General features: G+C 71.1%; 20 protein-coding genes. 13 read left to right on the top strand and 7 right to left on the bottom strand.

What is annotated here, in order from left to right; all coding sequences use genetic code 11:
• Positions 1–128: 128 nt before the first annotated feature.
• On the bottom strand, positions 129–1103 hold the full coding sequence (locus ACYU8V_RS01420; protein WP_460844650.1) for a hypothetical protein: 975 nt from the start codon (positions 1101–1103) through the stop codon (positions 129–131).
• Positions 1104–1177: 74 nt separating this feature from the next.
• Positions 1178–1312: a hypothetical protein gene (locus ACYU8V_RS01415; protein WP_460844649.1), complete on the bottom strand. Its 135-nt coding sequence runs from the start codon at positions 1310–1312 to the stop codon at positions 1178–1180.
• 271 nt (positions 1313–1583) lie between these two features.
• Between ACYU8V_RS01415 and ACYU8V_RS01410 the strand changes: the two genes are divergently transcribed.
• From ACYU8V_RS01410 to ACYU8V_RS01385, 6 genes are all read left to right on the top strand, one after another.
• Positions 1584–1832, top strand: a complete 249-nt coding sequence (locus ACYU8V_RS01410; protein WP_460844648.1) for a hypothetical protein — start codon at positions 1584–1586, stop codon at positions 1830–1832.
• Between the two features lie 91 nt (positions 1833–1923).
• Positions 1924–3012, top strand: a complete 1089-nt coding sequence (locus ACYU8V_RS01405; RefSeq protein WP_460844647.1) for an ATP-dependent DNA ligase — start codon at positions 1924–1926, stop codon at positions 3010–3012.
• A gap of 38 nt (positions 3013–3050) precedes the next feature.
• Positions 3051–3554: a hypothetical protein gene (locus ACYU8V_RS01400; RefSeq protein ID WP_460844646.1), complete on the top strand. Its 504-nt coding sequence runs from the start codon at positions 3051–3053 to the stop codon at positions 3552–3554.
• 68 nt (positions 3555–3622) lie between these two features.
• A complete protein-coding gene (locus tag ACYU8V_RS01395; RefSeq protein ID WP_460844645.1) occupies positions 3623–4249 on the top strand; it encodes a hypothetical protein in 627 nt (208 codons plus the stop codon).
• Between the two features lie 38 nt (positions 4250–4287).
• On the top strand, positions 4288–4668 hold the full coding sequence (locus ACYU8V_RS01390; protein ID WP_460844644.1) for a DUF1304 domain-containing protein: 381 nt from the start codon (positions 4288–4290) through the stop codon (positions 4666–4668).
• Positions 4669–4714: 46 nt separating this feature from the next.
• Complete coding sequence (locus tag ACYU8V_RS01385; protein WP_460844643.1) at positions 4715–6172, top strand: serine/threonine-protein kinase; 1458 nt, start codon at positions 4715–4717, stop codon at positions 6170–6172.
• Here ACYU8V_RS01385 and ACYU8V_RS01380 read toward each other — a convergent pair whose 3' ends face one another.
• Complete coding sequence (locus ACYU8V_RS01380) at positions 6173–6748, bottom strand: DNA-3-methyladenine glycosylase (RefSeq protein ID WP_460844642.1); 576 nt, start codon at positions 6746–6748, stop codon at positions 6173–6175.
• 34 nt (positions 6749–6782) lie between these two features.
• On the opposite strand from ACYU8V_RS01380, the gene ppnP reads away from it, so the two are divergent.
• The 4 genes from ppnP to ACYU8V_RS01360 all read left to right on the top strand — a co-directional run bounded on the left by ppnP (position 6783) and on the right by ACYU8V_RS01360 (position 9850).
• A complete protein-coding gene (ppnP, locus tag ACYU8V_RS01375; protein ID WP_460844641.1) occupies positions 6783–7091 on the top strand; it encodes a pyrimidine/purine nucleoside phosphorylase in 309 nt (102 codons plus the stop codon).
• A gap of 43 nt (positions 7092–7134) precedes the next feature.
• Complete coding sequence (locus ACYU8V_RS01370; protein ID WP_460844640.1) at positions 7135–8232, top strand: ABC transporter permease; 1098 nt, start codon at positions 7135–7137, stop codon at positions 8230–8232.
• Between the two features lie 9 nt (positions 8233–8241).
• Positions 8242–9537: an MFS transporter gene (locus tag ACYU8V_RS01365; RefSeq protein ID WP_460844639.1), complete on the top strand. Its 1296-nt coding sequence runs from the start codon at positions 8242–8244 to the stop codon at positions 9535–9537.
• A 100-nt stretch (positions 9538–9637) separates the two neighbouring features.
• Positions 9638–9850: a DUF4332 domain-containing protein gene (locus ACYU8V_RS01360; RefSeq protein ID WP_460844638.1), complete on the top strand. Its 213-nt coding sequence runs from the start codon at positions 9638–9640 to the stop codon at positions 9848–9850.
• Between the two features lie 69 nt (positions 9851–9919).
• On the opposite strand, the gene ACYU8V_RS01355 is transcribed toward ACYU8V_RS01360, so the two are convergent.
• On the bottom strand, positions 9920–10729 hold the full coding sequence (locus ACYU8V_RS01355) for a DUF1206 domain-containing protein (RefSeq protein WP_460844637.1): 810 nt from the start codon (positions 10727–10729) through the stop codon (positions 9920–9922).
• A gap of 54 nt (positions 10730–10783) precedes the next feature.
• Positions 10784–11221, bottom strand: a complete 438-nt coding sequence (locus ACYU8V_RS01350; protein ID WP_460844636.1) for a VOC family protein — start codon at positions 11219–11221, stop codon at positions 10784–10786.
• 23 nt (positions 11222–11244) lie between these two features.
• Between ACYU8V_RS01350 and ACYU8V_RS01345 the strand changes: the two genes are divergently transcribed.
• From ACYU8V_RS01345 to ACYU8V_RS01335, 3 genes are read left to right on the top strand one after another with little or no spacing between them, the layout of a single operon-like run.
• Positions 11245–11688, top strand: a complete 444-nt coding sequence (locus tag ACYU8V_RS01345; RefSeq protein WP_460844635.1) for a hypothetical protein — start codon at positions 11245–11247, stop codon at positions 11686–11688.
• A 59-nt stretch (positions 11689–11747) separates the two neighbouring features.
• Complete coding sequence (locus ACYU8V_RS01340) at positions 11748–12140, top strand: DUF2237 family protein (RefSeq protein ID WP_460844634.1); 393 nt, start codon at positions 11748–11750, stop codon at positions 12138–12140.
• 34 nt (positions 12141–12174) lie between these two features.
• The gene (locus tag ACYU8V_RS01335) at positions 12175–12618 is read left to right on the top strand and encodes a PPOX class F420-dependent oxidoreductase (protein WP_460844633.1); all 444 of its coding nucleotides are present in this window, start codon (positions 12175–12177) and stop codon (positions 12616–12618) included.
• Between the two features lie 4 nt (positions 12619–12622).
• Here ACYU8V_RS01335 and ACYU8V_RS01330 read toward each other — a convergent pair whose 3' ends face one another.
• Positions 12623–13054, bottom strand: a complete 432-nt coding sequence (locus tag ACYU8V_RS01330; RefSeq protein ID WP_460844632.1) for a MarR family winged helix-turn-helix transcriptional regulator — start codon at positions 13052–13054, stop codon at positions 12623–12625.
• A complete protein-coding gene (locus tag ACYU8V_RS01325; protein ID WP_460844631.1) occupies positions 13047–13469 on the bottom strand; it encodes an SRPBCC family protein in 423 nt (140 codons plus the stop codon). Before ACYU8V_RS01325 ends, ACYU8V_RS01330 begins: the two co-directional genes overlap by 8 nt.
• Positions 13470–13473 lie beyond the last annotated feature (4 nt).

The following is a 13473-nucleotide window of genomic DNA, read 5'->3' as shown; positions in this document are numbered from 1 at the left end:
GCTAACAGCCCCTATTCGGCCTCGAACGAAACCGTCGCGCCTCAGCCTGCATCCGGGTCTGCGCCCAGTTCGGTTGACTCCATGGCACCAATCAGTGCAGCAGCCTCTAGCTCTTGATGAGCCGCCTGTCACCTCAATGGCACCTCGGACATCCGGACCTCGACGTCTTGATAACCGTTGGCACGCAGGAACGCCGTGACGGTTCCGAGGTGGCCTGCTCCGAGGCGAGGGCCGAGGCGTACGGAACGGATTGGGATCAGTCGCTCCTCACCGGGATGGACGACCACACCGGGGGACCTGTCTGCGCCCGGGACGGCTAATGGCACATAGCCGACCAGACCGCCCGGTCCTGGCCGATAACGGACGTGCCGGTCACCCCAGTCGAACGTGGCAACGACGCGCATCTCAGATTCGCCGGAGAAGCCTGGCTCCTTGATCAGATGAGCAAGCTCTGCCATCTGCTTGTACGCGCTCGTTTCGGTCACGAACCAGGCATCGTCGACGTCGGGATCGCCCGTCGGCGCTGGGAGACCGTCGAGCTCCTCGTCGACCTTCGCGACCAGCTCTTGCAAAGCGACCCGCACTCGCGCCCGGTCGTAAAGGACCTCATTCCATCTACTCACATCGGCAAAGTCGGTCACGGTGGCCAACAACGGTGGTGGATTGCGGAGGTACTGCTGCTCGACGACAGCCAATCCGACGGAGGGGTCGAGCTCGACGGCGTATCCCGCGCCGCTGCTCGCATAGAGACGCCACTGCGCTGCATCGTCTCCGCGGGTTGAGGCGCTCAACACGAAGACCTCGTGCGGGGCCTGCAACGGATCTTCGGCGCGCATTCGCAGTAGGTCTGCCGCACCTGTCGCGGGAAGCTCGGCCAGCAACGCCGCGACAGCGGCCCAGCCCTGTCTGACCTCGGCTGAGTCGTTCAACCCGGCAGCTCCTGATGCCCACAGCGTGCGACCGGACACGATCCCGTGCAGACCGGCAGCGTCGGTGTAGTGGAACACCGAGAAAGGCGACGCTTCCAGTCGCCCGCCTTCGTAGTCCATCGCCTTGCCCTCCGGTGTCGAAACGAATGGGTAGGACATTTCAATCAGCGGCACGAAGGCCGCCGGGCATCGGCCTGGCCTCGGTCGTAGCCCTCGATCCCTCCCTCAAACCAGGCGTGCGTCGCGAGTTACAGCAAAGCGGTATCAACGTCCATCCCGGCGTCGATCGAGGCGCGCGCCTTCGCGAGCAGGAACTTCAACATCGCGCTGTCCCGATCTGGCCACGGCGGATTCGCATCGTCGCGGCCCGCGGCGGCGGCCACGCCCCACGCAGACGGTCATGCTCCTCGGCACGAGCCATCGCGGCGTCAACCGTCACAGCCGGCAGGGCCAGGCTGGCTTCAATATCGCTGGCAGAAGGCTTCACCCTCCCCATACTGGCCGACCGGTCCGACACAGACGCCCGTTGCGTCCAACCCCAACATCACCCGCCTCCTCGCCTGAGGCGGTCACGACGAAATTCAATCAGCCTCGAGCAAAGCCGAAGACTCCTGTGAACGCCCGTCGTTGTGAGCCCAGGACAGGAAACCCGCCATGCCGTACGCCAGGTCGCCAAGCCGCGTCAGCCATCATCAAGCCGCCCTGATCGCCAATTTCATGGGCGTCTACCAAGAACTCTGCCCGACCGGCGATGACGACGTAACGGTCCGAGCCTTCGCGGACCGCATCAGGTGGACCGAGGCCGATGTAGCCAAGCTCGCGGAGTGGTGCCGCGACCTGGACCTGATCGATACCGATGCCGGGATGGGCGACCAGATCACGATCATCGAAGGTCGCTACTAGCTCCGGCTCACCCTGCTTCCTGACGCCACGTGGAGCCAGGGACTGGCCCGTAGCAAGCATCGGAGCTGTCCCTGGCTTCTAAGGTGGCAGCGTGGACCTCCCCGTGATGCCGCCGATCCAGCCGATGCTGGCCAAGCCCGTCTCGCTCGAGAAGGCGCTCGCGATGTTCCCTGACGTACAAATAGAACCCAAGTGGGACGGCTTCCGCTGCATCGTGTTCAAGGACGGCGACGAGGTCGAGCTGGCCAGCCGCAACACCAAGCCGCTGACCCGCTACTTCCCCGAGCTGGTGGAGGCGATGCGGGCCCAGCTGCCGGACCGGTGCGTGCTCGACGGCGAGATCTTCGTGGCGATCGGGCCGCGGCTGGAGTTCGAGGTGCTGCAGGAGCGGATCCACCCGGCCGCGTCACGCATCACGATGCTGAGCGAGACGACGCCGGCGTCGTACGTCGCCTTCGACCTGCTCGCGATCGACGACGAGGACCTGACGGCTCGGCCCTTCGGCGAGCGGCGCGCCCGGCTCGAGCAGGCGCTCGCCGACCTCCCCGACGAGGGCCCGTGCCACCTCACCCGCACCTCCACCGACCCGGCCGTGGCCGAGGAGTGGTTCCACATCTTCGAGGGCGCGGGACTCGACGGCGTGGTGGCCAAGCCGCTGGGATCGGCGTACGAGCCCAACAAGCGGACCATGCTCAAGATCAAGCACGAGCGCACGGCCGACGTCGTGCTCGCCGGCTATCGCGAGCACAAGACCTCCACCCCCGAGCGGCCGCTCATCGGCTCGCTGCTCCTCGGTCTCTACCAGGACGGCGAGCTGCAGCACATCGGCGTCTCCGCCTCGTTCACCGAGGCGCGGCGGGCCGAGCTGTGGCAGGAACTGCAGCCGCTCGTCTGCACGATCGAGGAGCACCCCTGGGGCCGCTGGCAGGAGTTCCTGGTCGCCAACCCCGGGCGGCAGCCCGGCACCCAGAGCCGCTGGAGCCAGGGCAAGGACCTCTCCTTCACGCCGCTGCGGCCCGAGCGCGTCATCGAGGTGAAGTACGACGCCATGGAGGGCCGCCGCTTCCGCCACACCGCCCACTTCAAGCGCTGGCGCACCGACCGCGATCCGGAGAGCTGCGGCTACGAGCAGCTCGACCAGCCGGTCCGCTACGACCTCGCGGACGTGCTCGGCCCGTGACGCTGGTCCGCGCCTCCCGAGGGGTGTAGGACTGGACCATGGCCACCGATCGCTACGACGTCGTCCTGCTGGTCGAGCAGGAGCTCAACGCCCAGGACGCAGGCCTGGTGCGGGATCTGCACGAGGGGCTCGACGACCAGCAGGTCGTCTACCACCTGCTGCTGCCGATGTCGGACGCCGCCGCGGCGGTCGAGGCGTCGATGACGGCGATGGGGGGCGGCGACCTGGTGATCCCGAGCCCGAACGTCGCGGCGGCCGACATCAACGCGCTCCGCGAGGAGTGCCGCGCCGACGCCCGCAAGGCATTGGACGCGTCCTCCGCCGCGCTCACCGCGACCGGGGCCGAGCTCGGCAGCGCGACCGTGGTCGAGGAGTCGCCGCTCGATGCGCTCCAGAAGAGGGTCGCCGAGGTCGACGGCCGCGAGGTCATCATCCTGACCCGGCCGCACCTGGTGGCGGAGTTCTTCCACGTCGACTGGACCTCGCGGGCGAGGCGCCACCTCGGCGTACCGGTCCTGCACCTGCTCGAGCACACCTCCTGACGTGCGCTGACCCGGGGCCGACCCCGGCCGTTCACCGCGCGGTCAGGTGGGCGGGATAGGTTGGTGTCGTGGTGGATGGTGCTTTCTCCGAGGTCGTCGAAGCTCTTGAGGACCAGGAGTACGTCGTCACCTCTCCGCACGACGGCGCCCTGCTCGTCACGGGCCGGTTCTCCAATCCCGAGCGGATCGCGCTCCAGGCGGCGGCCACCGCCGGAGACCAGCGGATCGCGGTGTGGGCACGCAGCCACCGCGACGACTGGGCGCTGGTGTGCTGGGACCGGCCGAACCTGGTGACGATCAACTCTCGCGAGGCGGCGCCGCTGCGCTGGCGGCACCGCGTCCTCCCGCCGACCCTCCAGCCGAACGCGCAGACGTTCCTCGAGGGCGCGTCCTCGCCGTTCGACATCGAGACCCGGCCCAAGCACCAGCCGACCGACGCCGCACGGGAGATCATCGCGAGCTTCGAGATCACCGAGCCGGCCCCGCCGGGCTGGGTGCCGCCGGTGGTCGAGGCCCCGCGCGTGGTGCGTACGACGGTCGCGGCCGCCGCCACCAAGCGCGCCACCACCCCGCGGGCGCCCCGCGCCCCGCGTGCGACCCCGGCCTCGAAGGCCAAGCCGGAGCCGACCGTCAACGTCTGCCCGAGCTGCTTCATGGCCATCCCCGCAACGGGCGTCTGCGACAACTGCGGCTGAGCGGGCCGGCCTCGCCTGCGAGGCGGTAGCGTCCGCTCATGATCGTCGTCGCGTCGGTGTTCGCGGGGCTCGCCGCCCTGCTCCACGTCTACATCTTCTGGCTCGAGGCGATCGCCTTCGGCAAGGGTGGCTACAAGGTCTTCGGCGTCACCGCCGAGGAGGCCGCGGTGATGGGGCCATGGGCGTTCAACCAGGGCTTCTACAACCTCTTCCTCGCGATCGGGACGGGCGTCGGGGTGGCGATCGTCCACTCCCACCACGACGCCGGTGCGGCGCTGATCGCGTTCGGCTGCGGGTCGATGCTCGCCGCGGCGCTCGTCCTGATCGGGTCGGACCGGACCAAGGCCCGCGCCGCGCTGATGCAGGGGACCTTCCCCGCGATCGCGCTGCTCGCGTCCGCGCTGCACGGTCTGTCCTGACCCCGCCGGCGCGGGCCCGCGCCCACGAGCCGGACATAATGACCGGGTGATCGCGGGGAGGTACGAGCTCGAGCGGGAGATCGGCCGCGGCGGGGCGGGCATCGTCTGGCTGGGCCGCGACCGCGTCCTCGGTCGCCACGTCGCCCTCAAGCAGATCGGTCGGCTGCCGGGCGGTACCGACGTCGACGTCGAGCGCGCCGACCGCGAGGCACGCCTCAGCGCGAGCATCCGGCACCCCAACATCGTGGCCGCCTTCGACCTCGCCATCGACGACAGCACCGGCGACCGCTGGCTGGTGATGGAGTACGTCGACGGAGCCAGCCTCGGCCAGCTCGTGCGGGACCGCGGCCCGATCGCTCCGGAGCCGGCCGCGCGGATCATGGCCCAGGTCGCGGACGCCCTCGCGGCCGCGCACGCCGCCGGGATCACCCATCGCGACGTGAAGCCGTCCAACATCCTGCTCGAGCGCGACGGCACGCCGAAGCTGACCGACTTCGGCATCGCCCGGACCATCTCGGACCCGCAGCTGACCCAGACCGGCCTGCTGTCCGGCTCCCCCGCCTACCTGGCGCCCGAGGTCGCGAGCGGCCAGCGCGGCGACATGACCGCGGACGTGTGGTCCTGGGGCGCGACGCTGTTCCACCTGCTGGCCGGGCGTCCGCCGTACGACGTCGGCGACAACGTGCTGGGCGCGATGTACCGGCTGGTGAACGACGAGCCGCCGCGACTGCCCGACGCCGGCCCGCTGGCGCCGGTGCTCGAGCACACGATGGTCAAGGATCCCGCGCAGCGGTGGCCGATGAGCCGGGTGCGCGACGAGCTGGCCGCGATCGCGCGCGGCGAGGTGCCGGCGGACCACGAGACGCAGGTGCTGCCGGTCGTCCCGGCCGGTCCCGCGGTCCCGCTGGTCGATCCCGCGCAGGTGACCTCCGCGGCTCCGGTCCCGCAGCGGTGGCGGCGTCCGCTGCTGGCGGTCCTCGCGGTCCTCGCCGTGGTCGTGGTGGTCGCCGTCCTCGCCTCGCTGCTGAACGGCGGCGGTGGCGACGGCGGCACACCCGCCGCGCACGACAGCACCACCGGCACCTCCTCGACCGCCACCGGCCCCACCGCCGCGGGCATGCAGGACTTCATCCGCACCTACGTGACCACCGTGGCCGACGACCCGGCCGCGGCCTGGCAGATGCTGACCCCGAGGTTCCAGCGCGAGAGCGGCGGGTTCGCGACGTACCAGAGGTTCTGGGAGCCCGCGGAGAACGGCACCGTCACCGACATCCAGGCCGACCCCACGACGCTGCAGGTCAGCTACCGGCCGCACTTCGACCACTGGCACAACAACCCCAACCCGACACGGCTGGTGCTGGTCTACACCGACGGGCACTACCTGATCGACGCCGAGCACACCGTGGGCTTCACCCCGGCCGCCACCACGTCGAAGCCGATCGCTCCCCCGCCCGCCCCCAAGCCGCACGACCATCACAAGGGCAAGGGCCACAAGAAGAAGTAGCTACGGCGCCGGGGCCCGCGGGCTGCGCCGGTACGCCGACACCGTCGGCTCGCCCATCAGCCAGAACCGCCACGGCACGTCGGCGGCCTTCGACACCCCGACCCGGGGCCCGGACGCGATCGCCTCGCCGTGCTCGACGGCCGGGCCGAGCCGCACCGCGCTGCCGGGCTCGAGCAGCGGCGTCCCGAGGTCCTCCAGGGTAATGCCGAGCGCCTGGGCCAGGTTGCCGGGACCACGGGCCAGGTTCGTGTCCGTCGTGTGGTTGCGGCGCTCGCGCGCGGTCTCCAGCCCGGACACGACGGCCCCCGCGCGGATCAGCACCGCCGCACCGTGCTCGGTCGGACCGGTGACGACGTTGGCGCAGAAGTGCATGCCGTAGGAGCGGTAGACGTAGAGCCGCCAGGCCGGGCCGTACATGATCTCCGAGCGCGGCGTGCGGGTGAACGCGTGCGAGGCCGGGTCGTGGCGTCCGCCGTACGCCTCGACCTCGGTGATGCGGACCGCGACGCCGTGGCCGGTGAGGGTGCGGCCGAGCAACGACTGCGCTTGGACGACGACGTCCTCGACCGGGGGCATGGCCTCGACGGTAGCGGTCGCTACGATCCCGCCCGTGACCTTCGAGAACGTGACGCTGGACCCGCAAGCCAACATCTACTTCGACGGCTTGTGCGTGAGCCACACGTTCTTCACCGCCGACGGCGCGCGGCTGTCGGCCGGCGTGGTCTTCCCCGCGACCCTGACCTTCGGCACGGCCGCCCCCGAGATCATGGAGCTCAACGCGGGCGCGTGCCGCGTGCGGCTGGCGGGCTCCGAGGAGTGGGTGGAGTACGCCGCCGGCGACTCCTTCTCGGTGCCCGGCGACTCCAGCTTCGACATCGAGGTCACCGAGACGCTGGGCTACGTCTGCCGCTACGGCTGAGCCTGCTCGCGGCCCCGGGGCCGGATGCGGCAGGGTGGCGCCCATGAAGGAAGCGATCGCCGCCCACGACGTCGAGAAGATCCGCAAGGTCTCCAAGCTCGGGCTCGGGATCGCGGTCGTGGGAGCGGTGATCCAGCTGCTGCTGGGCCTGTACTACCTGGCGATGGCGCACTCCCCGCACCCGCACGACCTCCCCGTCGGCCTCGTCGGCAGCCCCGCGCAGCGGGCGCAGCTGACCCCGCAGCTGGAGAAGGACGGCCAGTTCAAGGTCGAGTCGTACGCCGACGCCGCATCGCTCACGCAGGCGATCAAGGAGCGCAAGGCCTACGGCGGCGCGGTCTTCACCGGCAGCACCGCCGAGCTGTACGTCGCCACGGCCGCCGCCCCGTCGGTCGCCAACCTGTTGAGGGCGAGCTTCACGGCGGCGTACCAGCAGCAGGTGGCGAAGGACGTCGCGAAGGTGACCCAGGCGGGCAAGCCGGTGCCCGCCGCGACGACCGCCGCCCTGGCGGCGCCGCCGAGGATCACCGACGTCGTGCCGCTGCCCGCCGACGACAGCGCCGGCAGCTCGCTGAGCTTCATCATCCAGGCGATCTGCCTCGGCGGCTCGATCGCCTCGCTCGCGCTCGGCCGGCTCGGCGCCATGACCCAGCGCTCGGCGCTGCGCGGCCTGGGCCATGCGTTCCTCCTGGTCGTCTACGCCCTCGCCTCGGCGGGCGTGGCGCTGGCCGCGATGTCGTGGTTCGGCGTCGGCAGCGACGCCAGCCACGGCAAGCTGTTCGTCGGCCTCGCCCTGATCTCGCTGGCGGTGACGGCCTCGACCGCGGCGGCCGTGATGCTGTTCGGGCCGGCAGGATCGCTGGTCGGCGGCCTGTACTTCACCCTCGGCCTGATCATCTCCGGCTCCTCGATCGCGCCCGAGATGCTGCCGCACTGGGGCGCGACGATCGGCAAGGTGCTGCCGCCCGGCGCCGGCGCGACCGTGGTCCGCGACGCGCTCTACTTCCCCGACGCCTCGACCGGCTCGCCCTTCGTCGTCCTCGCCCTGTACGCCGTCGTGGGACTGCTCGTCGTCATCGTGATCAACGCCGCAGCCAACCGCACCCGCGCCACTTCGTTCGTAGCCGAACGCGCTTCGTAGGATCGACGGGTGACGACGCCCAGCACCACGCCGAGCCGCGCGTGGGCCGTCTGGGGCGTCGCTCTCGCCGTCTACGTGCTGGCGGTCTTCCACCGCACCAGCCTCGCCGTCGCGGGCATCGCCGCGACCGATCGCTTCGGCCTGTCCGCGAGCCAGCTCGGCACCTTCACCATGCTCCAGCTGCTGGTGTACGCCGGCATGCAGGTGCCGGTCGGCCTGCTGGTCGACCGCTTCGGATCGCGCACGGTCCTCAGCACCGGCCTGGTGACGTTCAGCCTCGCGCAGGTGGGGTTCGCCCTCGCCACGACGTACCCGGAGGCCCTGGCGGCGCGGGTCTGCGTCGGGATGGGCGACGCGATGACGTTCATCTGCGTGATCCGGCTGGTGTCGAGCTGGTTCTCGCGCAAGCACATCCCGCTCGTCACGCAGCTGACCGGCAGCACCGGCCAGATCGGCGCGATCGCCGCCGCCGTACCGATGACGTGGGCGCTGGACCATTGGGGCTGGACCCGGTCCTACCTGGTGGCCGCGGCCGCCGGCTCGGTGGTGCTGATCGCGCTGCTGCTCGTCGTGGCCGACGACCCCGGCCGGCGGCACCGTCGTGGGCACGCGCTGTCCCGCGCCCAGCTCGCCGCCACGCTGCGCGAGTCGTGGCGGCAGCCCGGCACCAAGCTGGCGTTCTGGGTCCACTTCGCCACACCGTTCAGCTCCAACGTGTTCTCGCTGCTGTGGGGCTTCCCCTTCCTGGTGCTGGCCGAGGGCCTGTCCAAGGGCGCCGCCGGCTCGCTGCTGACCGTGCTCGTCGTCGCGACCATCGCGTCCGGGCCGGTCATGGGCTGGGTCGTCGGGACCCACCCGTGGCACCGCTCGTCGGTCTCGCTCGGCGTGGTCGCCGCCATCGCCTCGATGTGGACCGTGGTCCTGCTGTGGCCGGGGCACGCTCCCCTGCCGGTGCTGGTCCTGCTCATCGTCATCACGGGCATCGGCGGTCCCACCTCGATGATCGGCTTCGACGTCGTCCGCACCAGCAACCCTCCCGAGCGGCTCGCCAGCGCGAGCGGCATCATCAACCAGGCCGGCTTCGTGGCCACCCTGGTCACCGTCTTCGCGGTCGGCTTCGTGCTGGACGCGCTGACCCCGGGCTCGTCCTCGGACTACTCCGCGGGCGCCTTCAAAGCGGCCATGTCGGTCCAGTACGCCGTGTGGGCCCTCGGCGCCTCCCAGATCTGGCGCTACCGCCGCCGGGTCCGCCAGCTCCTCCCTCGCGCGACCGTGGAGTCCGGCTCCACGATGGTCGACTTCTGATCGTTCACCTGGCGAACCCTGGGCAGCGCCGGATCCGCGCTCTAGGCTCCCCACAGGCGCTGGGGGAATGGCCGCCGGCACTCTCGGAAGGATGACACCCATGGGTGTGGAGAACGACCTCGCTGACATCAACGGCATAGGCCCGAAGTACGCCGAGATCCTCAAGGGCGTCGGTGTCGACTCCGTCAAGGAGCTGCAGCACCGCAACGCCGCGAACCTGATCAAGACGCTCGAGGACAAGCACGGCGAGCTCCCGATCAACGAGAACACGGTTCAGGGATGGATCGACGAGGCCAAGAAGATCCACGCCTGACCTCGCGCTCGACGACGATGGCCGGTCCCCTGTGGGGACCGGCCATCGTCGTTGCGGGGTCGTTGCGGGTCAGTGCGACAGGTGCCGCGCCTTCGCGAAGCAGAACAGCCCGTACGACGCGATCCCGGCGGCCACCGCGCACAGCAGCACCGGGCCGAAGGGCTGGTCGCGGACCGTCTGCAGGGCCTCGTCCAGGCCACCGGACTTCCTCGGCTCATGGGTCACGCCGGCGTACCCGACCAGGATGCCCACGAGCGTGATCACCAGCCCCTTGGCGGTGTAGCCGACCTGGCCCAGGGCGAGATAGAGCCTGCCCGTCTCGCCGTCCTTGCCGTCGGCCGACAGCTCGTCGCGGAAGTCGCGGGTCAGGCCGTGGTAGCACTGCCACAGGCCGAGCGCGAGGATGCCGACCCCGACCGCCACGACCGCGATGGTGCCGCCGGTGTGGTCCATCACCCGCGCCGACAGCGAGCGCTCCCGGTTGCTGCCACCGCCGCCGGAGTGCGAGGCGATGCCGAAGGCCGAGACGCTGATGGCGGCGTACACGACCGCCTTGCCCCATGCCCGCGCGCGGTGCTTCCAGAGGTCGGCGCCCTCCTCGCCGCGATCGCCCATCCAGCCCTCGACGAGGCGCTGCAGGGTGAAGCCGGCCATCGCGAAGGCGATCACCCAGACCACCACCTGACCCACCGGGTTCGCCGCGAGCTGGCGCATCGCCCCCTGCCCCGACGTGTCGCGCACGCCGACGCCGAACGCGAGCTGGACGGCGACCCACGCCACGAGCAGGTGCAGCACGCCGTACGCCGCCAGGCCCACGCGGCTGGACATGTCCAGCCCCTCGCGGGCCTTCTGCTCGGGCCGGTCGCGCACATGCATCATCCGGGGGCAGTACCCCGCGGGGCACGCCCGCACGCGGCACGCGCGGCGCCGCGTTCAGCCGATCCGCTCGGCCAGCGACACCACGATCCCCTCCGGCCCGCGGACGTAGGCCATCAGCCAGGAGTCCTCGTGGCGCCCGATGCCGCCGACCAGCCCGTAGCCGTCGGCCGCGAGGCGCTCGACGGTCCCGGCGAGGTCGGTGATCTCGAAGCACACGTTGCGCAGGCCGAGCTCGTTGGCCATGGCCTGCGGCGAGCCCTCCGTGGGCTCGGGACGGAGGAAGCTGGACAGCTCGATCGCCGTCCCGCCACCGGGCGGGCGCAGCATCACGATCTCGGTCCGGGCACCCTGCAGGCCGCAGACGGTGTCGAGGAAGTCGCCCTCGATCTGCATGCGACCGTCGGCCTCCAGGCCGAGGCCGCGGAAGAACGCCTCGACGGTGTCGAGGTCGCGAACGGTGAGGCCGACATGGTCGAAGCGGGGTCCGGTCATGGCGACCACGCTACGTTCCTCGCGTGGCCCTGGACCCGACCCTGACCGACCGCCTCGCGAGCGCGCTCGCGACCACCCCCGACGGCACCTCCAGCTACGCGACGGTCGTCCTGGACGAGACCTCCTCGGTCGACCTGCTGCTGCAGACGCCGGCCTCGCCCGTGCCGTTCGCGCTCTGGTACGGCGCCGGCCTCCCCCGCTCCGCCCACGACGACGGGTTCGCCGACGAGGCGACCTGCGAGGACCTGCCCGACGGCACCGTGCTGGCGCGCTACGAGCAGGCCAACGACGACGGCAGCGAGGTCTACGAGCTGGTCCGGATCCTCGTCGCGTTCACTCCGGAGCTGGTCGTCACCGTCAACCGGTACGCCGACCCCGACATCTCCCCCGACGCCGACGACTGGAGCTTCGAGGACCTCCGGGACCTTGCGCTCGACCCGCGCTGGCGGCAACGGGCCGGGTTGTGAGTGTCAGCGTGACCCCTGGGTCACGCTGACACTCACGACTCCCCGCTAGCCTGAGCCCCGTGACGGAGCGCAACGTCCTCGGCGGCGAGCTCGAGCCGTGCGGGACCGACCCGATGACCGGCTTCTACCGCGACGGCAACTGCTCGTGCGGGCCGCAGGACCTCGGCCGCCACGCCGTGTGCGCGGTCATGACCGAGGAGTTCCTCGCCCACCAGAAGGCGGTCGGCAACGACCTGTCCACGCCCCGCCCCGAGTGGCAGTTCCCGGGGCTCGTGCCCGGGGATCGCTGGTGCGTGGTGGCCGCCCGTTGGATGCAGGCGTACGCCGACGGCGTACCCGCTCCCGTCGTGCTCGCCTCCACGAACGAGCGTGCCCTGGAGCTGATCCCGCTCGAGGCGCTGCGGGCCAGCTCCGTCGACGTACCCGACGACCTCAGCGAGCTCGACGGCTGAGGAATGCTCCCGGCGGGCGGAGCGCTATGCCGTCATGGAACTCGATGAGGCGCTCGCCGCTGCGCGGGCCACCAACCAGTCCACGCTGACCACGATCCGCCGCGACGGCCGCCCGCAGCTCTCGAACGTCGTCCACACCGTCGACGGCGCCGGCGTCGTCCGCATCTCGACCACGGCCGACCGCGCGAAGTACCGCAACCTGCGCCGCGAGCCGTGGGCCGCCCTGCACGTCAACGGCCCGGACTTCTGGTCCTACGCGGTCCTCGAGGGCGATGTCGACCTGTCCGAGGTGGCGGCGGCTCCTGACGACGCCGTCGTCGACGAGCTGGTCGACCTCTACCGCGCGATCGCGGGCGAGCACGAGGACTGGCAGGCCTATCGGCGGGCGATGGTCGACGAGCAGCGGCTCGTGGTCCGCTTCCACCCGACGCGTGCGTACGGCATGTTGCGCGACCTCCCGGCCGCCAGCGGCACCTGAGCGCTCAGCCGCTCAGCGCTGTCAGCATCTCCAGCAGCGCGCGCTGATCGGGCACCGCGCCGAAGAACTCCCGGTCCGCCGCCTCGACCACCTTCACCGCCCGCTGGGCGAGCCGCGCCCCGGCCGGGGTGATGTCGACGAGCTTGGCGCGGGAGTCGGACGGGTCGGGCTCGCGTCGCAGCAGCTCCTTGGCCTCGAGGGCCCGGATCACCTGCGAGGTCATCATCGGGTCGGTGCCGGCGTGCTCGGCGATCCGCCGCTGGCTGGGGGTCTCCCCCGCGACCCGGGTCAGCCACCAGGTGCTGGCCAGCAGCACGAACTGGACGTGCGTGAGCCCGAGCGGCTTGAGCGTCGCGGTGATCCGGCGCTGCCAGCGCAGGGTGGTGCGCCACAGCAGCAGGCCGGGGCTGTCGCCCGGGGCGAGCGACTCAGCCACGCCGCTCCTCGGCCCGCGTCGCCAGGGCGGCGATGACCTCGGCGAAGTCGCCGCTGACCATCGCCCCGACCTCGGCCGCGACTTCGTCCGGACCGTCGACCTCGCAGCGGTAGGTGATCTCGGTGCCGCCGTCGACGGGCGCCAGCTCGTGACGCACCCGCACGACGGCGCCCGCGTCGGGCACCGGCGTCACGTCCTCGAAGCCCTTGCCCTCCTCCACCCACGCGAACGTGAACGGCAGGGCGGTGTCGTCGGGCAGCACCATGACGGCGCTGGTCCCGGCCGCGAACGGCCCGTCCAACTCCACCCGGAGGACGCCCTCGTTCCACTCCGCCCAGCGCTCGGGCTCGGCGAGCACGGCATAGACCTGCTCCGGGCTCGCGCTGCTGCGACCGGTGATCTCGGTGACCCACATGGTG

The sequence above is a fragment of the Nocardioides ultimimeridianus genome, assembly GCF_054777895.1.
Note: the sequence above shows the minus strand (reverse complement) of the source record. Positions and strands in the feature narration are given on the sequence as shown.

Coding starts and splice junctions, on each gene's coding strand:
- ACYU8V_RS01410 (WP_460844648.1), top strand. CDS start 1,584: ATGCCGTACGCCAGGTCGCCAAGCCGCGTCAGCCATCATCAAGCCGCC.
- ACYU8V_RS01325 (WP_460844631.1), bottom strand. CDS start 13,469: ATGTGGGTCACCGAGATCACCGGTCGCAGCAGCGCGAGCCCGGAGCAG.
- ACYU8V_RS01390 (WP_460844644.1), top strand. CDS start 4,288: ATGATCGTCGTCGCGTCGGTGTTCGCGGGGCTCGCCGCCCTGCTCCAC.
- ACYU8V_RS01335 (WP_460844633.1), top strand. CDS start 12,175: ATGGAACTCGATGAGGCGCTCGCCGCTGCGCGGGCCACCAACCAGTCC.
- ACYU8V_RS01350 (WP_460844636.1), bottom strand. CDS start 11,221: ATGACCGGACCCCGCTTCGACCATGTCGGCCTCACCGTTCGCGACCTC.
- ACYU8V_RS01360 (WP_460844638.1), top strand. CDS start 9,638: ATGGGTGTGGAGAACGACCTCGCTGACATCAACGGCATAGGCCCGAAG.
- ACYU8V_RS01370 (WP_460844640.1), top strand. CDS start 7,135: ATGAAGGAAGCGATCGCCGCCCACGACGTCGAGAAGATCCGCAAGGTC.
- ACYU8V_RS01380 (WP_460844642.1), bottom strand. CDS start 6,748: ATGCCCCCGGTCGAGGACGTCGTCGTCCAAGCGCAGTCGTTGCTCGGC.
- ACYU8V_RS01355 (WP_460844637.1), bottom strand. CDS start 10,729: ATGATGCATGTGCGCGACCGGCCCGAGCAGAAGGCCCGCGAGGGGCTG.
- ACYU8V_RS01400 (WP_460844646.1), top strand. CDS start 3,051: ATGGCCACCGATCGCTACGACGTCGTCCTGCTGGTCGAGCAGGAGCTC.